Raw genomic sequence first — 22244 nt, 5'->3', positions numbered from 1 at the left:
AACCCCAGATCAACTCAAAGCAGAGAATTTTTCAACTCCCCTTCGCTACAAACGACAATTCACATTTGTGATGACTGTGCATTGCAGCGTGGGAGAAGTATACGTCGGGTTTTCCCTCAAAAAGCACTCCATGACACTTTTTTGTCGAGGTCGCTCTAAACAACCTTCGCAAGAGGGCGCTTCATAATTCTTCCATGGCATTGATTACTCTGATGAACGCCCAGCTGGCGTTCGGGCATGTAGCGCTGTTGGACCATGCCACGTTCGCGCTGGAATCCAATGAGCGCGTGGGACTGATTGGGCGCAATGGTGCGGGGAAGTCGTCACTTCTGAAAATTCTGGGCGGCTTGGCCCATGCAGATGACGGCACCCTGAGTGTCCAGCAGGGCCTGCGCATTACCTATGTGGCCCAAGAGCCTGATCTACAGCCTGAGGACACCGTCTTCCAATCCGCCGCCCGCGGGTTGGGCGAAGCGATCGCGCTGCGGGAACAATACCTGGGGGGCGCCACAGGCCTTGATTTGGATGCATTGCAGTCTCAGATCGAGGCTTATGACGCCTGGAACTGGGAGCAACGGGTAGAGGAAACTTTGCACCGCCTGCACCTTGCCCCGGAGGCCATCGTGGGCACCCTCTCGGGAGGGACACGCAAGCGAGTCGCGCTGGCGCAAGCCCTGGTGGCCCGCCCAGACGTGCTGCTGCTGGACGAGCCCACCAACCACCTAGACCTCGATTCCATAGAGTGGCTCGAAGAACTGCTACTCGACTTCAAGGGTGGCATCGTCACGATCACCCACGACCGTGCGTTCCTCGACCGGATCGCCACGCGCATCGTGGAGCTCGACCGAGGTCAGTTGCGCTCCTATCCCGGCAACTTTGCGCAGTACGTGGCGCAAAAGGAAGAGCAGTTGGCGCAAGAGGCCGTCATTAATGCACGGGCGGACAAGCTGCTGGCGCAGGAGGAGGTCTGGATCCGCAAGGGCGTGGAGGCGCGCCGCACGCGCAGCCAGAGCCGCATCAGTCGACTGGAGACCCTGCGCGCCAATCGCGCCGCGCGCCGTGACGCGGTTGGCAGCGTCAAGATGGACATCGCCTCGGGCAGCCAGAACAGCTACCAGGGGAAGATCATCGCCGAGCTGGCGCACGTAACCAAAACCTTTGGCGACAAAACCATCGTGCGGGACTTCAGCGCCACCATCCTGCGGGGCGACAAGGTGGGTTTGATCGGTCCCAACGGTGCGGGGAAAACCACCCTGCTCAAGCTCATCCTGGGTGAACTGGAGCCTGACAGCGGTACGGTACGCCGCGGCGCCAACCTGCAGGTCGCGTATTTCGACCAGATGCGCCACAGTATCGACATGGATGCCACGCTGGAGGACTTCATCAGTCCTGGCAGCGAGTGGATCGAGATCGGCACGCAGCGCAAGCATGTGAAGAGCTACCTCGGCGATTTCCTGTTCTCCCCCGCCCGGGCGAACTCCCCCGTGCGCTCCCTGTCCGGCGGCGAGCGCAACCGCCTGCTGCTGGCACGGCTGTTTGCGCGGCCCGCCAACGTGCTGGTGCTGGACGAGCCCACCAACGACCTGGACATTGACACCCTCGAGCTGCTGGAAGAGCTGCTACAGGATTACGACGGCACGGTGTTCGTGGTGAGCCACGACCGCACCTTCTTGGACAACGTGGTCACCAGCACCCTTGCGTTCGAGGGGAATGGCCTGTGGCGGGAGTATGAGGGCGGCGTGCAGGACTGGCTGGCCCAGTCGAACCGCAGCCGTTCACTCGCGGGCGGACCGGCGGTTCCTGAGAAAAATACGAGCAAAAACGAGCAAAAACGCCCGCCAGATAAGCGCGAGCAGCTACAAAAAAAGAAGCTTAGCTACAAGGAGCAGCGTGAACTGGAGCAGCTACCTGCCCAGATCGACGCACTGGAGGCCGAGCAAAGGGCGATCCGCGATGAATTGGCGGACGGCAGCCTGTACAGCCGAGACGGCGCGCGGGCGACGGCGCTGCATACGCGTGACGGAGAGATCGAAGATCTGTTAATGCAGGCGCTGGAGCGCTGGTCCGCGCTCTCGTCCTGACGAGGCCGGTCAGATGCGGTGGTGCAACCGGTCGGTGGAGCCGCGCAGGCGCGCAATCAGCGCCTGTGCGATCTGCGACAGCGGCAGCACCTCGTCGGCCGCCCCATGGGCGATGGCCTCGCGCGGCATGCCGAAGACGATGCAACTGGCTTCGTCCTGCACGTAGTTGTAGCTGCCTGCGTCGCGCATCTCACGCATGGCAGCAGCGCCATCCCCGCCCATGCCGGTGAGCATGATGCCGTAGGCATTGCGCCCCACCACGGCGGCTGCCGACTTGAACAGCACCTCCACCGAAGGCTTGTGCCGGTTGACCGGCGGGCTGTCATCCACCACCGCTACATAGTTGGCGCCGCTGCGTGCCAGGTAGAACTGCCGCCCCCCCGGCGCAATATAGACATGGCCGGGCAGAATCCGCTCGCCGTTCACCGCCTCTTTGACCGTGATCTGGCACAGGCTGTTGAGCCGCGCGGCAAAACTGGTGGTGAACCCTGGCGGCATATGCTGGGTGATCACGATGGCCGGAGAGTCGGCCGGCATATGGATCAGGACCTCGCGGATGGCCTCGGTGCCGCCGGTCGACGCGCCAATGCAAATCACCTTTTCGGTAGAGACGCGCCCCAGCAGCGCCGACGCCGCGGGAGCGGGAGCCGGCGCGGTAGCGGCACCTGCATCGGGGTGGACAATGGCGGCGGCGCTGCGCGCGGGGGCGCGCCGCACATGGGCCACGGCCGCAACGCGGATCTTGTCCACGATCTGAGCCGCCAATTCGTTCAGTCCGCTGGACAGCCCCACGCGCGGCTTGGCGACGAAATCCACGGCCCCCAGTTCGAGCGCCCGCATGGTCACTTCGGCGCCGCGCTCGGTCAGGGTCGAGATCATCACCACGGGCATCGGCCGCAGGCGCATCAAGCGCCCCAGGAAGTCGATGCCGTCCATGCGCGGCATCTCCACATCGAGCGTGATCACGTCGGGATTTTTCTCACGGATCATCTCGCGCGCGATCAGCGGGTCGTTGGCCGTGCCGATGCACTCCATGTCGCTCTGGCGGTTGATGATCTCCGACAGCAGGCTGCGCACCAATGCCGAATCGTCCACCACGATCACCCTGATCTTGCCGCTCATGCCTTTCAAATCCTTGCTGTGTTGTTAGTGCCGCCGATCAGAACAGATCCACGGAGCCTCCGCTGGTGGCGCGCGCCACGGTAGCCGCGTTGCCCCGCACCACTTCCTGCTCCAGCGTTTCTGGATGGGCATGCGCCAGGCGCTTGACCATCACCTTGCCCGTCACCGGAAAGAACACCACTTTGCGCGGATAGATGTCGAGCACGTCCTCCGACACCACCGGAATGCGCTCCGTGGCCAGATAGTCTTGCACAAAGCGGGTGTTGCGCTCGCCCACGTTGAGCGTGGTGAAGTTGTGCATCACCTGGGCACCGCCGAAGATCTTGGCCTGCAGCGTCTCGCGGCGAGCGCCCAGCTTCATCATCTCATTGATGAGCAGTTCCATGGCGTAGGAACCATACCGGCCCGACGCATCGGCGCTGTCCCCCTCGGGCAGCATGAAGTGGTTCATGCCTCCCACGCGCATGCGGCTGTCCCACAGGCAGGCGGCAATGCACGATCCCAGCACCGTCATGATGGCCAGGCTGTCGTGCGAGACAAAAAACTCGCCTGGCAAGACCTTCACCGCGTTGTGCTGGAAATGGTGATCGAAAAAGAAAAACGATGCCTCACCCGGCCTGCGCGGACAGGCCTTGAGCTCCTGCAGCGTCATGGCAGGCGCGGTGCCTGCCGGGGCATTCATAGGCAGAGGCGTGATGCGGGGCGTGCGCCGGCGCTCCAGCCCCCCGCCCGGCAAGGCAGAGGGCCGTGGATCAGCTCCGGGTGTGATGCTCATGGATTCGCCAGCGCCTCGCGGTAGGTCAAAAATGCCCGCATCAGATGCGTTCGTACACCGTCTTGCCTCGCAAGGCAAAAAGGTCGCGCGAATCGCTGAAGTTCTCGGCATGCCCCACGAACAGCATGCCGCCAGGCTTGAGCACACGGTAGATGCGCTCCAGCACCCGTCGCTGGGTGGGGCCGTCAAAATAAATCATCACGTTGCGGCAAAAGACTACGTCGAAGGGCTCGCGGAACGGCCAGTCGTCGCGGATCAGGTTCACGCTCAGGAACTCGATGGGTTTGCGCAACTCGGGGCGCACACGCGCCAGCCCGGCGTTGCCGCCCTTGCCGCGCAGAAAGAAGCGCTGCAGGCGCTCTTGGCTCAAGCCCTTCAGACCGTCGAGGCGATAGACCCCGCGGGCGGCCGTGGCCAGCACCCGCGAATCGATGTCGCTGGCCATCAGCTTGAAAGACGCGTTGTTGCCCAGGGTTTCCAGGACCGTCATCGCGATCGAGTAAGGTTCTTCGCCGGTCGATGCCGCATTGCACCAGATGTTCCATGGCCCGGCAGAGCGCATGCGCAGCAGCGACGCCAGGATCTCGAAATGGTGTTGCTCGCGAAAGAACGCCGTGAGGTTGGTGGTCAGGGCGTTCACAAACTCTTGCCACTCCGGCCCGTCGTGGCCTTCCAGCCAGCTCAGGTACTCATGAAAGCTGTCGTACCCGGTATCGCGCAAGCGGCGCGACAGGCGGCTGTACACCATGGCGTGCTTGCCATCATGCAGGCTGATGCCGGCGCGCTGGTAGATCAGGGACTGCACCCGCGCGAAGTCCTGATGGGTCCAGGCGAACTCGCGCCCTTCGCCACTCTCGGCCACGGGAGCAGCAGCCCCCGCAGCGGGGCGGGCCGGGCGCCGTGGCGCGGCGGTGGGGCTGGCGGTCAGGCTCATGGCGCGCTCGTCAACGTGTGTATAGCGGGAAGGCTGCGGCTCGCCGCATCAGTCCCCGGCCATGGCAAGGCCCATGTCCATGCCGGCCATGAGTTTTTCGATGTCCAGCAGGATGAGCATGCGGTCGCCCACCGAGCCAAGCCCGCGGATGCACTGCGCGTCGATGGAGCTCTCGATGTCCGGGGCCGTGCGAACCTGTTCGGGCGTCAGCTCCATCACGTCGCTCACGGAATCCACCACGATGCCCACCACCCGCTCGCGCAGGTTCAGGATGATGACGACCGTGAAGCTGTTGTACTCGGCCTGCGCACAGTTGAAGCGCAGCCGCATGTCCACGATCGGCACGATGGTGCCTCGCAGGTTGGTCACCCCTTTGATGAAAGCCGGCGCATGGGCGATGCGCGTGGGGTTTTCATAGCCGCGGATTTCCTGCACCTTGAGGATGTCGATGCCGTATTCCTCCTGGCCCAAGCGGAACGTCAGGTATTCCCTCGCGCCCGCAGCCGTGGTCTCTGCGCCCTTGTCCACCAGACTCATGCCCTCACTCCTCGTCGTTCAGCGTTTCGCAATTCAGTGGCGCGCACGGCGCACCAGGGCAGCCGTGTCCAGAATCAAGGCCACGGTGCCATCCCCCAGAATGGTGGCGCCCGACACGTTGGGCACCTTGCGGTAGTTGGTCTCCAGGTTCTTCACCACCACCTGATGCTGCCCCAGCAGTTCGTCAACCAGCACGGCCACGCGGCTGCCATCGGCCTCCACCACCACCATGATGCTGCTGGTGGAATTCGCGTCGGGGCGCGGCACCTGGAAGATCTTCTCCAGCGCCACCACGGGCATGTATTCGTCGCGCACCTTCACCAGCTGGGAGCCCTGGGCCACGGTGTTCACTTCGCCACCGTTGACCTGGAACGACTCCACCACTGACGACAGCGGCAGGATGTACACCTCGTCGCTCACGCCCACCGACATGCCGTCCATGATGGCCAGCGTCAGCGGCAGGCGCACGGACACACGCATGCCGTAGCCCTCAGCGGAATCAATCTCCACCGAACCGCCCAGCGCGGTGATGTTGCGCTTGACGACGTCCATGCCCACGCCGCGGCCCGAGACATCGGTCACCACATCCGCCGTCGAGAAGCCGGGCGCGAAGATCAGGTTCCAGACCTCGCTGTCGGGCATGGCGTCGGAAACATCCAGCCCACGCTCGCGCGCCTTCTTAAGGATCTTCTCGCGCGACATGCCCTTGCCGTCGTCGCGCACCTCGATCACGATGGAGCCCCCCTGGTGCGATGCCGACAGCGTGATGGTGCCGTGTTCTGGCTTGCCCGCAGCCAGGCGGTCGGCGGGCATCTCGATGCCGTGGTCGCAGCTGTTGCGCACCAGGTGGGTCAGCGGGTCGGTGATCTTCTCGACCAGGCTCTTGTCCAGTTCGGTCGCCTCGCCGTGGGTGACGAAATCCACCTTCTTGCCCAGCTTGCCCGCCAAGTCACGCAGCATGCGCGGGAATCGGTTGAACACGATCGACATGGGAATCATGCGGATCGACATCACGGATTCCTGCAGGTCGCGCGTGTTGCGGTCCAGGTCGGCCAGGCCTGCCAGCAGTTGCTGGTAGACGCCCGCATCCAGGCCACGGCTGTTCTGCGCCAGCATGGCCTGGGTGATGACCAGTTCGCCCACCAGGTTGATGAGCTGATCCACCTTGCTCACCGCCACGCGGATGGTGGACGATTCCATGGAGGCCTGCGCGCCGCCCTTGGCCTCGGCGGAGGCGGCACGCGCGGCGGGCCGCTCAGCAGCACTGGCCGGTGCGGCGGCAGGAGCGGCCTCGACAGGCACGCCCGGCGCGCCGGCAAAGAAGCCGTACGGCTCGGCCAGGGCCGCAGCGGATGGCTCCAGCGGCTCATGGGCCTCTTGCGCGGCAGGCGCCGCGGAGGTCGCCGCGTCGTGGATGGCCACCTGCTCCTTCGCCACATGGAATGCGAACAGGTCCAGCAGATCCTCGTCCGTGGACGTGGTCTGCACTGCGAACCGGCGCATGCCGGGGCGGTCTTCCGGCAGATCGTTGATGCTGCCCAAGCCCGGGATGTCGCGGAACAGGTCCTTGATGGCATCGGCCAATGTCACCTGGGCGAGTGGACCGATGTGGATCTCCAGCGAGCGAGCGCCGCCGGGGACCGCCGCAGCGGGCACCACCGGCGCCACCACGGGCGTTGGCGCAGGTGCCGCAGCAACCACAGGCGCTGGAGCGGGCACCGCTGCGGCGGGCGCTGCCGCAGGCACGGCGCCGGCCGCCAGTTCGCTGATGCGGCGCACGAGATCATGCGTGGAAACCGCCTCACCCTGCCCGCCCGCCTGATGGCGTGCCAGCAGGCTGCGCGAGGCGTCCGCCGACTCCAGCAGCACGTCCACCATCTGCGGGATCAGCTGGAGTTCGTGGCGGCGCAGCCGGTCCAGCAGCGATTCCATCTGATGCGTGAGTTCCGCCACATCCGAAAAACCGAAGGTGGCCGAGCCGCCCTTGATGGAATGCGCGCAGCGGAAGATGCCGTTCAGCTCTTCGTCGTTGGCGGCATCCACGTCCAGGTCCAGCAGCATCTGCTCCATCTGGTCCAGGTTCTCGCCGGCCTCTTCGAAGAAGATCTGATAGAACTGGCTGAGGTCAAAGTCCGCGCCTGCGCCCTCTTGGTAGGTATCCGCCATGGTCCCGAGTTCCTGTGTGCTACGTCGTAGGTGTTGGTGTGGCCGGCGCGATCAGCGGATGACCTTTTGGATCACTTCGATGAGGCGCGTGGGGTCGAACGGCTTGACCAGCCAGCCGGTGGCGCCCGCGCTGCGGCCGGCCTGCTTCATCTGGTCGCTGGATTCCGTCGTGAGGATGAGGATGGGAATGCTCTTGAAGCGCGGATGCTCGCGCAGCTTGCGCGTGAGGCCGATGCCGTCCAGGCGCGGCATGTTCTGGTCGGCCAGCACCAGATGGATGTCGTGGGTCTCGGCCTTTTCCAGCGCGTCCTGGCCATCCACCGCTTCCACCACGTGGTACCCCGCTCCGGTGAGCGTGAAGGAAACCATTTTCCGCATGGACGGAGAATCATCGACCGCAAGAATGGACTGCATGTAAAGCTCCAACGACTTTTGATTTGAATAAGGTTAATGGGTTGGGAGATACGGGAACCGCGCCTGGATCAGAACAGCTCGATCGAGCCGGCCTCCATCTCGCTTTGCGTGACAGGGTTGGGCCGATCGGGCACCACACCCTCCAGCGGCGCGGCGTCCTCCCCCTCTTCTTGTCCCATGGTCTCGGCCGCCAGGCGAAAGGCGCATCCCTGCAACACCTTGGTAGTGTGGATGATGAGCTGGGTCGCCATGTCGTGAAACTGCAACTCCGTCACTGCACTGCGCAAGGCGGTGCGCAAATCGGCCAACTCTGCCGACGCGCCGATGAGCTCATCCGTCAGCGAGGCGTTGGCCTCGCCGAAACGCGCGAGCAGGTTCTCGGTGGCGTGGTTGAGCAGCCCTTCCAGCCGGTGCAGGTCGTGCATGGCCATCAGCAGGGAATCCTGCAACTCGGCCGCCACCATGACGGGCACCTGCACGGCAGGCCCATCTGGCGTATTTAGCGTAGATTGCATCGTTTCTCCATAGCTGCTGGCGCACAGCCGGCGGCACCATCGTCCGGGGCCCAATCCTGTCGCCTGTGCTGCAGCATTACGGCATCCGTTGTACCGCGCCACAGGCTGGAATGACCGTTTCGGGCCCAATTTGTTCCAATATGTATCCTATGATACCCACTCCCACCGATCTTGAGGCCCCGAAAAGACCCGTGCGAGTGCTGCATCTCGAGGACTCAACCGCCGACCACGCGCTGGTGCGGCTGACGCTGCGGCGCGCCGGGCTGTCCCATGAGATCCACCAAGTGGACTCCCTGGAGGCCTTCACCGGGTGGCTGGAGCGGGAATCGTTCGACGTGATCCTGGCGGACTACCGCCTGCCCGGCTTCACGGCGCTGGATGCCTGGCGCATCGTGGACCAATGCCCGGGGCACCCGCCCTTCGTGCTGTTGTCCGGCGCGATCGGCGAGGCTGCGGCGGTGGACGCCATGCGGCTGGGCTTTGCCGACTACCTGCTCAAGGACGACATGGCGCGCCTGCCGCATGTGCTGGCGCGAGCGATGGAGGTCGCGCAGGCCCGCCGCGCGCGCGAGGAGGCCGCGGCCGAGTTGGCCGAGTCCCGGCAGCAGTTGGCCGACCTGGCCGAGCACCTGCAGACCTCCATCGAGGAAGAACGCGCCGCCATCGCGCGCGAGATCCATGACGACATCGGCGGCGCGCTGGCCGCGGTGAAATTCGACCTGGCCTGGATCGGCCGCCACGCCGGTGAGGACGGCCTGCGCGAACACGCCGGCACCGCCAGCGAGATGCTGCAGCACGCCATCGACGCGGCACAGCGCCTCATGATGAACCTGCGACCGCCCGTGCTGGACCAGGGCCTCGTGGCCGCCGTGCGCTGGCTGGCCGAGACCTTCGAGCGCCGCACGCGCATCCCCGTGCGCGTCACCGCCAGCCGCGAGGCGCTGGACGTGCCGCCCGCGCTGCAACTGGTGGCCTACCGCACCGCGCAAGAGGCGCTGACCAACGTGCAAAAGCACGCGCAGGCCGGCCAGGTGCGCATCGATCTGTCGGACCACGAGGACGTGCTGACGCTGGAGGTGACCGACGACGGCCGCGGCATGGCGCCCGAGATGCGCAAGAAGCCCCGCTCCTTCGGCCTGCAGGGCCTGCAGGAGCGCGCGCGGCGCGCGGGCGGCTGGATGGACATCAGCAGCCGGCCGGGCCATGGCACGTCGGTGATCATGACCGTGCCGCTAACATCGCCCGCAGGCGAAGCAGGAGATGTGCAGTGATCCAGGTGGTGCTATGCGATGACCATGCCGTGCTGCGGCGCGGCATACGCGACACGCTGACCGAGTCGCCCGATATCCACGTGACCGGCGAGGCCGGCAGTTATCCCGAGTTGCGCGAGGTGCTGCGCACGGCCGCCTGCGACGTGCTGCTGCTGGACCTGAACCTGCCCGGGCGCAGCGGCCTGGAGGTGATGGCCAGCGTAAAGGAGACGCACCCGGACATCAAGGTGCTGATCGTCTCGATGTATCCCGAGGACCAGTACGCGCTGCGCTGCCTGAAGGCCGGCGCGCACGGCTACGCCAACAAGGCGGGTGACCCGGTGCAGCTCATCGCCGCGGTGCAGACCATCGTGCAGGGGCGCAAGTACCTCACGCCCGAGGTGGCGCAGTTGCTGGCCGACAGCCTGGCGCAGCCCACGCTTGAGCTGCCGCATGAATCGCTGTCGGAGCGCGAGCTGCAGACGCTGGTGAAGATCGCCTCGGGCAAGCGCCTGTCGGACATCGCCGAGGAGCTGATGCTCAGCCCCAAGACCGTGAGCGTGTACCGCGCGCGGGTGCTGGAAAAGCTCAAGCTGGCCAACAACGCGGAGCTGACGGTGTACGCGATCCGCAATCGGTTGGTATGAAAACAATAGCTGCCACCGCTTGATGCACATGCATTTCAATATGTTTTGATATTGAGAATGGCTTGTAGCAAGCGCTGGCAGCTCTCTTTTTTGACCGGCTAACGCGGCGCGGCGAACAGGTCGATGGACTGCTGCAGCAGCGCCAGCATGGGCTGCTCCAGCATCGGCAGCGTGGCCGTGATGCCCAGCATGCCCACGGTGAGCGTGACCGGGAAGCCCACGGCATAGATGTTCATCTGCGGCGCCACGCGCGAGATGATGCCCAGGGTCAGGTTCACGAACAGCAGCAGCGCAATCATGGGCAACGCGATCCACAAAGCGCTGGAGAACAGCGACGCACCCAGCTCGTGCAGCCGCATCTGCCCGATGGCCTGCAGAAAGTTGCCGCCCACGGGGAAGCTGTCGAAACTCTTGACCACGGCCATCAACACCATCAGGTGGCCGTTGATCACCACGAACAGCAGCATGGAGATGTTGCCGAAGAAGCGCGCCACCGCGCTCACCTGCGCATTGCTCGCGGGGTCGAAGAAGGAAGCGAAGTTCAGGCCCATCTGCAGGCCGATGATTTCGCCGGCCAGCTCCACGGCCGCGAACACCAGACGCACAGCGAAGCCCATCGCCAGGCCAATCCCCACCTGCTGCACCACCGCGCCCGCAGCCTCGCGGCTGTTTAGGCTGATGACCGGCTGCTCGGGCAGCACTGCCTGCGCGCACACCGCCACCAAAAAGGCCAGCCCGATGCGCGTGCGCACCGGGATCACGCGCATCGAGAACACCGGCGCCGACGTGAACAGCGCCAGCACGCGCAGGAACGGCCACAGCACCGGCGACAGCCAGGCCATGATCTGCGCCTCGGTGAAGGTGATCAAGATGCCTACCCGACGACGGACGGAATGGCCTCGATCGTGCGGCGCAGGAAGTCCACCAGCGTGGTCAGCATCCACGGCCCGGCGATCGCGAACACCACCACGGCCGCGATCAGCTTGGGCACGAAGGCCAGCGTGGCCTCGTGGATCTGCGTCACGGCCTGGAAGATGCTCACCAGTAGGCCCACGGCCATCACCACGCCCAGCACCGGCATGGAGATCATCAGCAGCAGGGTGAGCGCGTCACGGCCCATGGTGAGCACGAACTGGGAGGTCATGCGGAATCCTTCACGTCGCGAAGCTCGCGGCCAGCGAGCCGATGAGCAGGTTCCAGCCATCGGCCAGCACGAACAGCATGAGCTTGAACGGCAGCGCCACCAGCACCGGCGACAGCATCATCATGCCCAGCGACATGAGCACGCTGGAGACCACCATGTCGATGATCAGGAACGGAATGAAGATCATGAAGCCGATCTGGAAGGCCGACTTCAGCTCGCTGGTCACGAAGGCCGGCACCAGCACGCGCAGCGGCGCAGTCTCGGCCGTCACGCCCTCGTCCAGCTTGGCCAGGCGTGCGAACAGCGCGAAGTCGGACTGCCGCGTCTGCTTGAGCATGAAGCCGCGCATGGGCGCCTCTGCCCTCTGGATGGCCTGCTCGAAGGTGATGGCGTTGGTGGTGTAGGGCACGTAGGCCTCCTGGTACACCTTGTCCAGCGTGGGCCCCATGACGAACAGCGTGAGGAACAGCGACAGGCCGATGATGACCTGGTTGGGCGGCGCGGACTGCGTGCCGATGGCCTGGCGCAGCAGCGACAGCACGATCACGATGCGCGTGAAGCCCGTCATCATGAGCAGCACGGCCGGCAGGAACGACAGCGCCGTGAAGAACAGCAGCGTCTGGATGGGCACCGAGTAGCTCGTGCCGCCCGGCCCCGAGCCGATCACCAGCGGCAGCGCGCCCGCGGGCTGCTGCTGCGCCCAGGCGGCGCCCGCCAGCAGCAGGCCTGCCGCACCGGCCGCAATGCCGCGCACGGCCTTATGCATGGCCGTCTCCGCCCGCATGCGCCGGCTGTACGGTCTGCGCGCGCGCGGCCGCCATCTCGGCGGCAAACGAAGGCGCTGGCGCCGACCCCGGCGCTGCAGCCGCCGGCAGTACATGCAGGCAGTTGATCTGCTGCGCGGTCACGCCCAGTACCAGCAGCGTGCGCTGCTGCGGCGGGCCGACCTCCACGGTCACCACGCGCTGCTGCGGCCCCACGGCCACCGCCGAAAGCACACGCGAGGCGCCTCCCGCATGGGCCTGCAAGCCGGCTTGGCGCTGCTGCAGCCGGCGAATCAGCCACGGCAAGGCCGCCAGCGCGCCGACGAACAGCACCACCAGCAGCAGCGTCTGCGTCATACCCACGCTATCCACGGCTGACGCGGCGCAGCCGCTCCGAAGGCGTGACCACGTCGGTCAGGCGGATACCGAACTTATCGTTCACCACCACCACTTCACCCTGGGCGATGAGGTAGCCGTTGACCAGCACGTCCATGGGCTCGCCGGCCAGCGCGTCCAGTTCGACCACCGACCCCTGGGCCAGCTGCAGGATGTATTTGATCGGCACCTTGGTGCGGCCCAGTTCCACCGACAGCTGCACCGGAATGTCCAGCACCATGTTGATGTCGTGCACCTGCGGCTCGCCACCGGCGGCATAGGGGCGCGCGGGCTCGCCCGACAACGGGCCTCCCTGCTCGGCATCGATGGTCTGCCCGTCGACGCGCTTTTGCTCTTCCAGCGCCTCGGCCCAGCCGGCAAACGGGTCGTCCGCAGCGGACCCGCCAGAGTTGTCGTTGTGGTCGGATTCAGTTGACATTCTTTTCTCCCATCCAGTGCGCTTCGGCACCGCGCAGGCATTCCTCGATGCGGATCGCGTACTTGGAGTTGTGTGTGCCGTACTGGCACTCGAAAACGGGCACCCCCTCGATGGAGGCGCGGATGCGCGGCTCGCGCTCCAGTTCGATGAAGTCGCCCGGCTTCATGGCCAGCAGTTGCTCCACCGTGGCGTCGGCGCGCGCCAGCTCGGCCACCAGCGTGACCTCGGCGGCCTGGATCTCGCGCGTGAGCACGCGCACCCAGCGCCGGTCCACCTCGATCGCGTCACCCTGCACCGACGAGTACAGCACGTCGCGGATGGGCTCCAGCGTGGCATACGGCATGCAGATGTGGATCGCGCCGGCCAGGTCGCCGATCTCCAGTTGGAAGGCGGTGGACACCACGATCTCGCTGGGCGTGGCGATGTTGGCGAACTGCGGCTGCATCTCCGAGCGCTGGTAGGCCAGCTCCAGGGGGTAGATGCCTTGCCAGGCCTTCTTGTATTCCGCGCAGATCACGTCCACCAGGCGGTTGATCACGCGCTGTTCGGTGGCCGAGAAGTCACGCCCTTCGATGCGGGTCTGGAACTTGCCCACGCCGCCGTACAGCGTGTCGATGATGCCGAACACGAGCGACGGTTCGCACACGACCAGGCCGCTGCCGCGCAGCGGACGAATGGCGACGATGTTGAAGTTGGTCGGCACCACTAGCTCGCGCAGGAAGGCGCTGTAGCGCTGCACCGACACGGTGCCCACGGAAATCTCGGGGCTGCGGCGGATGAAATTGAACAGGCCGATGCGGAAGTTGCGCGCAAACCGCTCGTTGACGATTTCCATCGTCGGCATGCGGCCGCGCACGATGCGCTCCTGGCTGGAGATGTCGTAGTTGCGGACGGCGCCGGCCTCGATCTCCTCCTTGACGGTCTTCTGGCTCTCGCCCGTCACGCCCTCCAGCAGGGCATCGACTTCTTCCTGGGACAGAAAGGACTCACTCATGGCTGCAACCTTTCCTCACTGGATGATGAAGCTGGAGAACAGCACCTGCCGCACCGGATTGGTGTCGGCGCGGGGACGGGGTTCTTCTTCTTCGACATCCTCGTCCAAGGGATCGCGGCTGGCCGAGCGCTTGCGCGGCTTGGGCACGCTGTAGCCCAGCGGGCGCGACACTTCGCGGCGGATGTCCACCGCCAGCTTCTCCTTGCCCTCGCGCGTCAGCAACTCGTCGGTTGTGCGCTGCGACAGCAGCAGCAATACGCCGCTGCGGATGGTGGGCATGTAGGCCTTCACCTGGTCCGCCGTCTTGCCGTCGGCCAGCTCCAGCGTGATGCCCACCTGGGCAAAGCGGTCGCCACCGGGGTCGGCCAGGTTGACCACCATGTTGTCCATGGGCAGGAAGGTGGGAGGTGTCTTGGGCGTGCCTGCCTGGGCGACCGCCCGGCCGCCGCCCTCCTCGTCCTCGGCCGCGTGGCGCTGGGACAGCATCATCCAGGCTGCGGCGCCGCCCGCCACCAGCACCAGGGCGAGAACGGCCAGGATGATGATCAGTTTCTTGCTTTTGGCCGGGGCAGCAGTGTTGTCGGACACGTTGGGGCTTTCTTGCGCAACAAGGGCAGGGGAAGTGGGCTGCGGGCGGCGGGCCGAAAGGCCCTTCCCCGCAGTGATGGCCGATTATTGAACGCCCCGGCACCCCGCGAAAGCCAGAATAAGCGCCCAAAACCCGGGTTTTCAGCCGCATGCGCCCCGATGCGCACCACTGCCGCCGGGGCGGCACAGGGGCCACCCCGGCGGTGCGTCAGACGAAAATATCCACCGAGCGCTCGGCCACGCCCCGTCCGACGCCGGGCTGCCCCGCAGGCGGGGCGGCCTGCACGGCGGCCTGGCGCGCGCCCGGGCGGCCCTCGTCCCGTCGGCCCTGCCGGTCGGCGGCACCGCCACCCGCCGTGTCCACCGTCACGCCGGCGAGCTGCAGCCCCTCGCGCTGCAGCATCTCCCGCAGCTGGGCCGTGCTGCCGTCCAGCCACTGGCGCGCATCGGCTTGGTCGCTGCGGAAGGTCACATGCGCCTCGTCGCCCGTGAGCGCCACCCTCACCTCCACGGGCCGGCCATCCTGGTCCAGCGTCAGTTCGGCATTCTGGGTCTTCTGGTGCACCCAGTAGGCCACCTGCTCGGCCAACTGATCCGCCAGGGCGTCCTCTGCCCCGGCCATGCCCGCCAGCGTGGCGTCGGCCGACTCCAGCCCGGCCCCCTCGGCAGGTGACCTGAAAGGTTCCGCGCCCGAAGTGCCCGCGGCAGCGTCCGCACCCCGCAGTCCCGCGGGGGTGGCGGCCCCGCCCGCGCCCGCCGCTGCGGAGCCAGGTGCGGCGCCCGAGATGCCCGCGGGGGCTGCCTGTGCAGCCATCCATTCGCCGGGCTGGGCCTGCAACGGTGTGCCAGCGACGGGCACGCCGTCGCGCCGCTGCGCGGTCGCATCCACGGCCTGGGACACCTGCGCCGCAAGGTGCGACACCGTGTCCGCGGCCTGCTGCAGGCCAGAGCGCGCCGCATGGGCACCGGCGCGCAAGGCATCCCCCGCGGCGACGGTGGCGTCCTGTGCCGCAGCCTGCAGTGCCATGCCTTGCGCGCGCCAGGCTGTGCCGCGGCCCGCGGCGCCGCCGGGCCCCGCCATGGAGGCCCCGCCCTGCAGAGCCGCCCGCTCCGCCGCGCCGTCCAGCAGGGCGGTCTGCCCCACCAGCGTATCCTGCCCCGCGCGCACCAGGCCCAGGCCCAGGCGGCCGGCCAGGGCATCCGCCTCGGCTGCGAGCGCCTCACCCGTCCGCTGCGCGAGCGCGGCTCCCGGCTGAAGACCCGCCGCCCAGGCCGCCAGCGCGCCCGCGTCCGGCAGCGCCTCGGGCGACTGCAATGCCTCGCCAGCCACCGACAGCGTGTCCAGCACCGTGGCCGCGCCCTCGCCGCCCAGAGCCGCCAGCAGCAGGGCAAAGCCGTCGCCCTGCGCTGCCGCCTGGTCGTCAGCGGCGGCGCCTGCCTTGGCGGAGGTGCCCCGGGCGCCGCGCGCCTCGTGCGCAGCCGGGGAAGGCGAGGAGGAAATACGGGTCTGTTCCATGGTCAATACTCCTGATCCTGCGGGAAGCGTGCCCCCCGCCCGGCGCGCAACGCGGCGCGCTCATCGGTTTGTTTCTGCTCACGGCGCTGCTGCTGTAAGGCCACCTCGGCGCGCCGCCGCTCCAGCACCTTGCGCAGGCTGGCCAGGCGCAGTTCGGCCTCCAGCAGCGCCTGCCGGGCCTTGTCCACATGCACGTCCTGCCCGCTCACCACGCCCGTCTGCAGGCCGATGGCATGGTCCAGCCGGCCCATGAATTGGTAGTGGTGGTACATCACCTCGGGTTGCATGGCGCTGTCCGCCTTCATGCCCCAGCGGCCCTGCGTTTCCGCGGCGTAACCCGTGAGCTGCTCCAGCTGGGCCTGCGCGGCATGGCGAGCATCCTGCACGTTCTTGAGCGCCTGGCGCGCAGCGTCGCGCCGGCGTTCGGCCAGCTCCACCGCCACCTCGAAGGCCTTCAGCGACGACATGCGGCGAGCCCTCCCATCGCCCTAGCCTCACGCGCCTTCCAGCGCCTGGCCCATGGCGGCGATGCTGTCGTCCATGGGGGCGGCCTCGAACATGCTCTGCTGCAAAAAGGCTGTCATGCCCGGCTGCAGGCGGATCGCCTCGTCCAGCTGCGGGTCGGATCCGCTCATGTATGCGCCGACCTGGATCAAATCACGGCTCTTCTGATAGCGCGAGTACACCGCGCGGAAGCCGCGCGCCAGCTCGAAGTGCGCGCGCGGCACGACGTTGTGCATCACGCGCGAGGCAGATTGCTCGATGTCGATGGCCGGGTAGTGCCCGCTTTCGGCCAGCGCGCGCGACAGCACGATGTGCCCGTCCAGGATCGCGCGGGCTGCGTCGGCGATCGGGTCCTGCTGGTCGTCGCCCTCGGACAGTACGGTGTAGAAGGCGGTAATGGAGCCCACGCCGTTCAGTCCGTTGCCGCTGCGCTCCACCAACGCCGGCAGCTTGGCGAAGCAGCTGGGCGGGTAGCCCTTGGTGGCCGGGGGTTCACCGATCGCCAGGGCGATCTCGCGCTGCGCCATGGCGTAGCGCGTGAGCGAGTCCATGAGCAGCAGCACATGCTGGCCCTTGTCGCGGAAGTGCTCGGCAATCGCCGTGGCATAGGCCGCGCCCTGCATGCGCAGGAGCGGCGGTGCATCGGCCGGTGCGGCCACCACCACGGCGCGGCCGCGGTCCTGCACGCCCAGGATGTCTTCGACGAATTCCTTGACCTCGCGCCCGCGCTCACCGATCAGGCCGACCACGATCACGTCGGCCTGGGTGTAGCGGGCCATCATGCCCAGCAGGACGCTCTTGCCCACGCCCGAGCCGGCGAACAGGCCCAGCCGCTGGCCACGGCCCACGGTGAGCAGGGCATTGATGGCGCGCACGCCGGTGTCCAGCGGCTCGCGCACCGGGTCGCGCTCCATGGCATTGATGGGGCTGCGGTCCATGGGCTGGGCCGTCACCTGCGCCAGGGGTCCCGCATGGTCCAGGGGGTTGCCCTGCGAATCCACCACACGGCCCAGCAGGCCGTCACCCATCGGCAGAAGCAGTGCGCCCACGCCCGCGCCGGCTTCCTCCACCGGCGCCGCGCCCAGGTGCAACGCCGGCACGTAGGCGGGAGCCGGCATCACGCTGGCGCCGCTGGACAGGCCATGGATGTCTCCCGCGGGCATCAGGTAGGCCGTGTCGCCCGCGAACCCCACCACCTCGGCCAGCACTGGCTCCTGGCCGTTCATCTGCACCTGGCACTGCGACCCCACGGGCACGCGGATGCCGGTGGCTTCGAGTACCAGGCCGGTCAGGCGGGTGAGCGTGCCGCGCGTTTCCAGCGGCTGCTCCGGCGCCAGGCGCGCGCGCGCCTGTGCCATGAAATCATCCCAGGCGCGGGCCGGCTCAATCGCCATGGTCCACGTCCTTCCAGGCCGCGGTCAGGCCCAGCGCGGCAATGGCACGGCGCCAGCGCTTGTCCAGCGACCCGTCCACCACCATGCCGCCCGACTCCACCTGGCAGTCGCCAGGCTCCACGGCTGCGTCGGCCAGCCACTGGATACGCCCGGCGGGAAACTCCTCGCGCAGTGGCTGCTCCAGCGCGGCCCAGTCGCCCGGGTTCAGGCGCACGGTGGCGGGCCGCGCCTCGCTGACCAGCATGCCCAGCGCCTCGCGCACCACGGGCAGTACCGCCTGGGAATTGCCCGCGACCTCCTGGCGCACCACCTGGCGCGCGATGTCGCAGGCCAGTTGCAATACCTCCTGCGCCATGCCCTGCTGCATGCCGGTGAAGCTTTCTTCCAGCGCCTGGGCGAGCCGGGCCAGCCGCTCGGCGCCTTCGCGCCCCTGGCCGGCCACGTAGTCGTCCATGCGCTGCTGCCACTGCAGCCGCGTCTGCTCCTGGCCTTCGGCCAGGCCCTGGGCATAGCCCTCCTCGCGCGCCTGCTGCACCAGGGCCTGGTGCTGCGCCTCGTCGATGCCAGGCTCCACGGGCGCCGCCTCGGGCTCCAGCACCGGCGGCTCGGGCGCCAGCGGCTGGCTGCCCAGGGGAAACTCCACGTCACCGAACTCCCAACGGGTGACGTCGCCCACCTCTTCGCGCGGAATGAAGCGGGTGTAATAACGCAGGGACCGGGTCATTGATCAGTCCTACACAAAGGCGTCGTCGCCGCCGCTGGCCAGCGCGATCTGGCCCTCGTCGGCCAGGCGCCGCACCGTCTTGAGGATTTCCTTTTGCTGCGCCTCCACCTCGGACAGGCGCATCGGGCCGCGCGACTCCAGGTCTTCGCGCAGCGCTTCTGCGGCGCGCGAGGACATGTTGGACAGAATCTTGTCGCGCACCTCGGGCTGCGCGCCCTTGAGCGCAACCACCAGGGTCTCGGAAGCCACTTCGCGCAGCACGGTCTGGATGGCGCGGTTGTCGAGCTTGACGATGTCGTCGAACACGAACATCTTGTCCATGATCTTCTGGGCCAGGTCCATGTCATAGCCGCGAATGGACTCCAGCACCGCCGCATCCATGCCCGAGCCCAGCAGGTTGATGATCTCGGCCGCCGCCTTGATGCCGCCCAGCGAGCTCTTGCGCACCTTGTCGCCGCCGGCCAGCACCTTGAACAGCACCTCGTTCAGGTCCTTCAAGGCCGTGGGCTGTATGCCCTCCAGCGTGGCGATGCGCAGCATCACTTCGCTGCGCTGGCGCTCGGTCAGGTGCATCAGGATGGCCGAGGATTGCTCCGCGTCCAGGTGCACCAGGATGGCCGCGACGATCTGCGGATGCTCGTTGCGCAGCAGCTCGGCCACCGACAGCGGGTCCATCCACTTCAGGCTTTCGATGCCCGACACATCGCCGCCCTGCAGGATGCGGTCGATCAGCAACGCGGCCTTGTCGTCGCCCAGGGCGCGCTTGAGCACGGCACGCACGTAGTTGCTGGTATCGGACACCAGCAGGCTTTGCGCGGCCGCGTCGCTGGTGAAACGGTTGAGCACCTCGTCCACCTTCTCGCGGGAGACGGTGCGCATGCGCGCGATGGTCTCGCCCAGCTTCTGCACTTCCTTGGGCGACAGGTGCTTGAAGACCTCGGCGGCCTCTTCCTCGCCCAGGGACATCAGCATGATGGCGGCGTCGTTCAGGCCTTGCTCGTCCATGACAGTCTCGTGATTCGGTGCGGGCCGGCGGCGTCAGTCGCCATTGACCCAGGTTTTGAGGATGCTGGCCACCGCGACGGGGTTGTCGCGGGCCAGTTGGCGCGCCTCTTCCAGGCGCAGTTGCTCCGCCGTGGGCTGCAGCTCTTCGGGTTGCGCGGGTGCCGGCAGGCCGGGGCGCTGCAGTTCTTCGGAGGCGATGGCACTCAGCTGGGCCCCCGCCGGCTGCTGCGCCGCCATCTGCACGGCGCGGGCGCGGGCCTTGAGCGCCGGGCGCAGCAGCCCCAGCAGCAGGATGGCCGCGGCCAGCGAGATGCCCAGCGGCCAGCCCAGCGTCTTGGCCAACTCGATCGTTTCGGGCTGCTTCCACAGCGGCAGTTCGCCCGGGGGGACCTCCTCCACCAGAAAGGGGGCATTCATGAGGTTTACGGAATCGCCGCGCTCCTTATTGAAGCCGATCGTCTCGCGCACCAGCGCCGTCATCTGCTCCAGCTGTTCAGGCGTCAGCGCCTTGTTCACCGCGGGCTTGCCCGGCCCTTCGCTCACGGGCTGGTAGTTCACCACCACGGCTGCGTTCACACGCTTGATGGCGCCGGCGCCGCCACGCGTCACCTGGGTGGTCTTGTCCACCTCATAGTTGGTGATGGATTCGCGCTTGGCCTGGCCCGCAGCGCCGCTGCCCGGCGCGCCACCGGCCGCCGTGGGCGCGGGGTTGGCGCCGTTGATGGGAGCCGCAGAGGCCTGCGGCGGCTGGTTGGTCACAGCACCAGGTACGCCCGTGGGTGGCTGCGCGCCGGGCGTGCCGCCGCTTTCCACCACCTGCTGGCTGCGTACGGCGCTGGCATCGGGCGCCAGGTTGGGCTTGTGCTGCTCGACGGTGGACTCGGTCTGGTTGAAGTCCACTTCGGCGGTCACCTGGGCCTTCACGTTGTTCTTGCCCACGACGGGCTCCAGCAGGTCCAGGATGCGGCGCGCGTACTGCTGCTCGATCTGCTGCACATAGGCCAGTTGCTGCGCGTCCACGCCGGCGCCGGCCATGTCGGGCGTCTGCGACAGCAGCTTGCCGGTATCGTCCAGCACGCTCACGGCTGAGGGAGCGAGTTCCGGCACGCTGGAGGCCACCAGGTGCACGATGCCTGCGAGCTGTGCGCGGTCCAGGAAGCGCCCGGGGTACAGGCTGAGCAACACCGAGGCGGAGGGCTTTTGCTGCTCGCGGAAGAAACCGTTTTGCTGTGGCAGCGCCAGGTGCACGCGTGCGCTTTGCACCGAGGCCAGCGCCTGGATCGAGCGCGTGAGCTCCCCCTCCAGCCCGCGCTGGAAGTTCAGGCGCTCCTGGAACTGGGTGACACCGAAGCGGTTGGTCTCCATCAGCTCGAACCCGGTCACCGATCCCTTGGGCAGGCCCTGCGTGGCCAGGCGCAGGCGCACGTCGTGCACGCGCTCGGCCGGCACGAGGATGGCACCGCCCCCTTCGGTGTACTTGTAAGGCACATTCATCTGCGACAGCTGCGCCACGATGGCGCCGCCGTCCTTGTCGTTCAGGCCGGAGAACAGCACCCGATAGTCGGGCTGGCGGCTGTAGAAGAACGCGGCCAACAGCGCCGCGACCAGCAGCGCTGCCACCACCCCCAGGCGCAGGCGTGCGGGACGGTCGAGCGAGGCCAGCCGCTGCGGCCAGCCAGGGCTGGCGACGGGAGGCGGAGCGACGGGAACTTCGGCAACTGCAGACATCGGGTTTTCCACAAAAAGACGGGCGCCAGGCGAGGCTCTGGCGTGCGGCGATTATGGAATCCGCCCCGTCCGCCGTTCAGCCGATAAAGCGCGGCTTTGGCCATCATTTCCCGCCTCTGCGCGCCCCACAGCGCCCTACGATTGCGCCATTCCTGACATTTCCCGATCCCACCATGGACCTGCGCATCAACAGCACCCAGTTTCCCCTCACCGGCACCCAGGTGGCGCGCCGCGTCACCGCGCCGCAGGAAGGCGTGCAGGAGGCCGGCTTTTCCTCGGCGTTCAAGAACGCGCTGCAGTCCGTGAGCGCCGCGCAGGACCAGGCCAGCGGCCTGCAGCGCGAAGTGCAACTGGAAAACCCCAACGTCAGCATCGAGGAAACCATGGTCGCCATGCAGAAAGCACAGATCGGCTTCCAGGCCACGCTGCATGTGCGCAACCGCATGGTGCAGGCCTACACCGACATCATGAACATGCAGGTGTAAGGCGCGCATCGACGCGACTTTAGCTCATGATTTGATAGCTGCTAGCGCTTGCCAGATAAGCGCTAGAGGCATATTTCGCATATAAAAAAGCCGGCCACCTTGCGGTGCCGGCTTTTTGCATTGCCCCTGCAGCCCCCGCGCGG

At 67.0% G+C, this 22244-nt stretch carries 24 protein-coding genes; 4 read left to right on the top strand and 20 right to left on the bottom strand.

Going from position 1 to position 22244, the window contains the following annotated elements:
- The first annotated feature begins 194 nt into the window (after window positions 1-194).
- Window positions 195-2081, top strand: coding sequence for a ribosomal protection-like ABC-F family protein (gene abc-f, locus MRB47_RS03645; protein WP_252101924.1), 1887 nt, complete (start codon window positions 195-197; stop codon window positions 2079-2081).
- Window positions 2082-2090: 9 nt separating this feature from the next.
- Here the strand turns inward: abc-f and MRB47_RS03640 are convergent, their stop codons facing one another.
- From MRB47_RS03640 to MRB47_RS03610, 7 genes are all read right to left on the bottom strand, one after another.
- The gene (locus MRB47_RS03640) at window positions 2091-3203 is read right to left on the bottom strand and encodes a chemotaxis response regulator protein-glutamate methylesterase (RefSeq protein WP_252101923.1); all 1113 of its coding nucleotides are present in this window, start codon (window positions 3201-3203) and stop codon (window positions 2091-2093) included.
- A 37-nt stretch (window positions 3204-3240) separates the two neighbouring features.
- Window positions 3241-3978, bottom strand: a complete 738-nt coding sequence (cheD, locus tag MRB47_RS03635) for a chemoreceptor glutamine deamidase CheD (RefSeq protein ID WP_123676764.1) — start codon at window positions 3976-3978, stop codon at window positions 3241-3243.
- A gap of 40 nt (window positions 3979-4018) precedes the next feature.
- Window positions 4019-4912 carry a CheR family methyltransferase gene (locus tag MRB47_RS03630; protein ID WP_252101922.1) on the bottom strand — a complete coding sequence of 298 codons (894 nt, stop codon included), beginning with the start codon at window positions 4910-4912 and terminating at the stop codon, window positions 4019-4021.
- Between the two features lie 48 nt (window positions 4913-4960).
- Window positions 4961-5449 (bottom strand): chemotaxis protein CheW, encoded by a 489-nt coding sequence (locus MRB47_RS03625; protein WP_011806876.1) that lies wholly within the window; start codon window positions 5447-5449, stop codon window positions 4961-4963.
- Window positions 5450-5482: 33 nt separating this feature from the next.
- The gene (locus MRB47_RS03620; RefSeq protein WP_252101921.1) at window positions 5483-7615 is read right to left on the bottom strand and encodes a chemotaxis protein CheA; all 2133 of its coding nucleotides are present in this window, start codon (window positions 7613-7615) and stop codon (window positions 5483-5485) included.
- A gap of 51 nt (window positions 7616-7666) precedes the next feature.
- Window positions 7667-8029 carry a response regulator gene (locus MRB47_RS03615; protein WP_011806878.1) on the bottom strand — a complete coding sequence of 121 codons (363 nt, stop codon included), beginning with the start codon at window positions 8027-8029 and terminating at the stop codon, window positions 7667-7669.
- Window positions 8030-8097: 68 nt separating this feature from the next.
- Entirely contained in the window at window positions 8098-8544 is a 447-nt protein-coding gene (locus tag MRB47_RS03610; protein WP_015914337.1) for a hypothetical protein, read from the bottom strand.
- Between the two features lie 149 nt (window positions 8545-8693).
- Between MRB47_RS03610 and MRB47_RS03605 the strand changes: the two genes are divergently transcribed.
- Both MRB47_RS03605 and MRB47_RS03600 read left to right on the top strand, forming a co-directional pair.
- Window positions 8694-9815, top strand: a complete 1122-nt coding sequence (locus tag MRB47_RS03605; RefSeq protein WP_252101920.1) for an ATP-binding protein — start codon at window positions 8694-8696, stop codon at window positions 9813-9815.
- A complete protein-coding gene (locus MRB47_RS03600; RefSeq protein ID WP_252101919.1) occupies window positions 9812-10441 on the top strand; it encodes a response regulator transcription factor in 630 nt (209 codons plus the stop codon). Before MRB47_RS03605 ends, MRB47_RS03600 begins: the two co-directional genes overlap by 4 nt.
- A 98-nt stretch (window positions 10442-10539) precedes the next feature.
- On the opposite strand, the gene fliR is transcribed toward MRB47_RS03600, so the two are convergent.
- The 13 genes from fliR to fliF all read right to left on the bottom strand — a co-directional run bounded on the left by fliR (window position 10540) and on the right by fliF (window position 21616).
- Window positions 10540-11310, bottom strand: a complete 771-nt coding sequence (gene fliR, locus MRB47_RS03595; protein ID WP_011806882.1) for a flagellar biosynthetic protein FliR — start codon at window positions 11308-11310, stop codon at window positions 10540-10542.
- Window positions 11311-11315: 5 nt separating this feature from the next.
- Window positions 11316-11585, bottom strand: coding sequence for a flagellar biosynthesis protein FliQ (fliQ, locus tag MRB47_RS03590; protein WP_015914340.1), 270 nt, complete (start codon window positions 11583-11585; stop codon window positions 11316-11318).
- Between the two features lie 10 nt (window positions 11586-11595).
- Window positions 11596-12351, bottom strand: coding sequence for a flagellar type III secretion system pore protein FliP (gene fliP / locus MRB47_RS03585; RefSeq protein ID WP_015914341.1), 756 nt, complete (start codon window positions 12349-12351; stop codon window positions 11596-11598).
- Window positions 12344-12706 carry a FliO/MopB family protein gene (locus MRB47_RS03580; RefSeq protein WP_015914342.1) on the bottom strand — a complete coding sequence of 121 codons (363 nt, stop codon included), beginning with the start codon at window positions 12704-12706 and terminating at the stop codon, window positions 12344-12346. Before MRB47_RS03580 ends, fliP begins: the two co-directional genes overlap by 8 nt.
- 7 nt (window positions 12707-12713) lie before the next feature.
- Window positions 12714-13163 carry a flagellar motor switch protein FliN gene (gene fliN / locus MRB47_RS03575; protein ID WP_011806886.1) on the bottom strand — a complete coding sequence of 150 codons (450 nt, stop codon included), beginning with the start codon at window positions 13161-13163 and terminating at the stop codon, window positions 12714-12716.
- A complete protein-coding gene (fliM, locus tag MRB47_RS03570) occupies window positions 13153-14157 on the bottom strand; it encodes a flagellar motor switch protein FliM (protein WP_011806887.1) in 1005 nt (334 codons plus the stop codon). The genes fliN and fliM overlap by 11 nt, the downstream gene beginning before the upstream one ends.
- 15 nt (window positions 14158-14172) lie before the next feature.
- Window positions 14173-14745: a flagellar basal body-associated protein FliL gene (gene fliL / locus MRB47_RS03565; RefSeq protein WP_088888282.1), complete on the bottom strand. Its 573-nt coding sequence runs from the start codon at window positions 14743-14745 to the stop codon at window positions 14173-14175.
- 208 nt (window positions 14746-14953) lie between these two features.
- Window positions 14954-16261: a flagellar hook-length control protein FliK gene (locus tag MRB47_RS03560; RefSeq protein ID WP_252101918.1), complete on the bottom strand. Its 1308-nt coding sequence runs from the start codon at window positions 16259-16261 to the stop codon at window positions 14954-14956.
- A 2-nt stretch (window positions 16262-16263) separates the two neighbouring features.
- Window positions 16264-16728, bottom strand: a complete 465-nt coding sequence (fliJ, locus tag MRB47_RS03555) for a flagellar export protein FliJ (RefSeq protein ID WP_252101917.1) — start codon at window positions 16726-16728, stop codon at window positions 16264-16266.
- 27 nt (window positions 16729-16755) lie between these two features.
- Complete coding sequence (fliI, locus tag MRB47_RS03550) at window positions 16756-18159, bottom strand: flagellar protein export ATPase FliI (protein ID WP_287740232.1); 1404 nt, start codon at window positions 18157-18159, stop codon at window positions 16756-16758.
- Window positions 18149-18883 carry a FliH/SctL family protein gene (locus MRB47_RS03545; RefSeq protein WP_252101916.1) on the bottom strand — a complete coding sequence of 245 codons (735 nt, stop codon included), beginning with the start codon at window positions 18881-18883 and terminating at the stop codon, window positions 18149-18151. Before MRB47_RS03545 ends, fliI begins: the two co-directional genes overlap by 11 nt.
- 9 nt (window positions 18884-18892) lie before the next feature.
- Window positions 18893-19888 (bottom strand): flagellar motor switch protein FliG, encoded by a 996-nt coding sequence (fliG, locus tag MRB47_RS03540; RefSeq protein ID WP_011806893.1) that lies wholly within the window; start codon window positions 19886-19888, stop codon window positions 18893-18895.
- 33 nt (window positions 19889-19921) lie between these two features.
- On the bottom strand, window positions 19922-21616 hold the full coding sequence (fliF, locus tag MRB47_RS03535; protein ID WP_011806894.1) for a flagellar basal-body MS-ring/collar protein FliF: 1695 nt from the start codon (window positions 21614-21616) through the stop codon (window positions 19922-19924).
- Between the two features lie 173 nt (window positions 21617-21789).
- Here fliF and fliE point away from each other — a divergent pair, with 173 nt between their 5' ends.
- Window positions 21790-22101, top strand: coding sequence for a flagellar hook-basal body complex protein FliE (gene fliE / locus MRB47_RS03530; RefSeq protein WP_015914350.1), 312 nt, complete (start codon window positions 21790-21792; stop codon window positions 22099-22101).
- The last annotated feature ends 143 nt before the right edge of the window (window positions 22102-22244 follow it).

The organism is Diaphorobacter sp. LI3, assembly GCF_022807955.1.
GTDB lineage: Bacteria > Pseudomonadota > Gammaproteobacteria > Burkholderiales > Burkholderiaceae_C > Diaphorobacter > Diaphorobacter nitroreducens.
This window is presented reverse-complemented; position numbering and strand designations above follow the sequence as displayed.

What these genes read in the sequence shown, in the direction of transcription:
- abc-f (WP_252101924.1), top strand. Translation starts at nt 195, where the DNA reads ATGGCATTGATTACTCTGATGAACGCCCAGCTGGCGTTCGGGCATGTA.
- MRB47_RS03640 (WP_252101923.1), bottom strand. Translation starts at nt 3,203, where the DNA reads ATGAGCGGCAAGATCAGGGTGATCGTGGTGGACGATTCGGCATTGGTG.
- cheD (WP_123676764.1), bottom strand. Translation starts at nt 3,978, where the DNA reads ATGAGCATCACACCCGGAGCTGATCCACGGCCCTCTGCCTTGCCGGGC.
- MRB47_RS03630 (WP_252101922.1), bottom strand. Translation starts at nt 4,912, where the DNA reads ATGAGCCTGACCGCCAGCCCCACCGCCGCGCCACGGCGCCCGGCCCGC.
- MRB47_RS03625 (WP_011806876.1), bottom strand. Translation starts at nt 5,449, where the DNA reads ATGAGTCTGGTGGACAAGGGCGCAGAGACCACGGCTGCGGGCGCGAGG.
- MRB47_RS03620 (WP_252101921.1), bottom strand. Translation starts at nt 7,615, where the DNA reads ATGGCGGATACCTACCAAGAGGGCGCAGGCGCGGACTTTGACCTCAGC.
- MRB47_RS03615 (WP_011806878.1), bottom strand. Translation starts at nt 8,029, where the DNA reads ATGCAGTCCATTCTTGCGGTCGATGATTCTCCGTCCATGCGGAAAATG.
- MRB47_RS03610 (WP_015914337.1), bottom strand. Translation starts at nt 8,544, where the DNA reads ATGCAATCTACGCTAAATACGCCAGATGGGCCTGCCGTGCAGGTGCCC.
- MRB47_RS03605 (WP_252101920.1), top strand. Translation starts at nt 8,694, where the DNA reads ATGATACCCACTCCCACCGATCTTGAGGCCCCGAAAAGACCCGTGCGA.
- fliQ (WP_015914340.1), bottom strand. Translation starts at nt 11,585, where the DNA reads ATGACCTCCCAGTTCGTGCTCACCATGGGCCGTGACGCGCTCACCCTG.
- fliP (WP_015914341.1), bottom strand. Translation starts at nt 12,351, where the DNA reads ATGCATAAGGCCGTGCGCGGCATTGCGGCCGGTGCGGCAGGCCTGCTG.
- MRB47_RS03580 (WP_015914342.1), bottom strand. Translation starts at nt 12,706, where the DNA reads ATGACGCAGACGCTGCTGCTGGTGGTGCTGTTCGTCGGCGCGCTGGCG.
- fliN (WP_011806886.1), bottom strand. Translation starts at nt 13,163, where the DNA reads ATGTCAACTGAATCCGACCACAACGACAACTCTGGCGGGTCCGCTGCG.
- fliM (WP_011806887.1), bottom strand. Translation starts at nt 14,157, where the DNA reads ATGAGTGAGTCCTTTCTGTCCCAGGAAGAAGTCGATGCCCTGCTGGAG.
- MRB47_RS03560 (WP_252101918.1), bottom strand. Translation starts at nt 16,261, where the DNA reads ATGGAACAGACCCGTATTTCCTCCTCGCCTTCCCCGGCTGCGCACGAG.
- fliJ (WP_252101917.1), bottom strand. Translation starts at nt 16,728, where the DNA reads ATGTCGTCGCTGAAGGCCTTCGAGGTGGCGGTGGAGCTGGCCGAACGC.
- fliI (WP_287740232.1), bottom strand. Translation starts at nt 18,159, where the DNA reads ATGGCGATTGAGCCGGCCCGCGCCTGGGATGATTTCATGGCACAGGCG.
- MRB47_RS03545 (WP_252101916.1), bottom strand. Translation starts at nt 18,883, where the DNA reads ATGACCCGGTCCCTGCGTTATTACACCCGCTTCATTCCGCGCGAAGAG.
- fliG (WP_011806893.1), bottom strand. Translation starts at nt 19,888, where the DNA reads ATGGACGAGCAAGGCCTGAACGACGCCGCCATCATGCTGATGTCCCTG.
- fliF (WP_011806894.1), bottom strand. Translation starts at nt 21,616, where the DNA reads ATGTCTGCAGTTGCCGAAGTTCCCGTCGCTCCGCCTCCCGTCGCCAGC.
- fliE (WP_015914350.1), top strand. Translation starts at nt 21,790, where the DNA reads ATGGACCTGCGCATCAACAGCACCCAGTTTCCCCTCACCGGCACCCAG.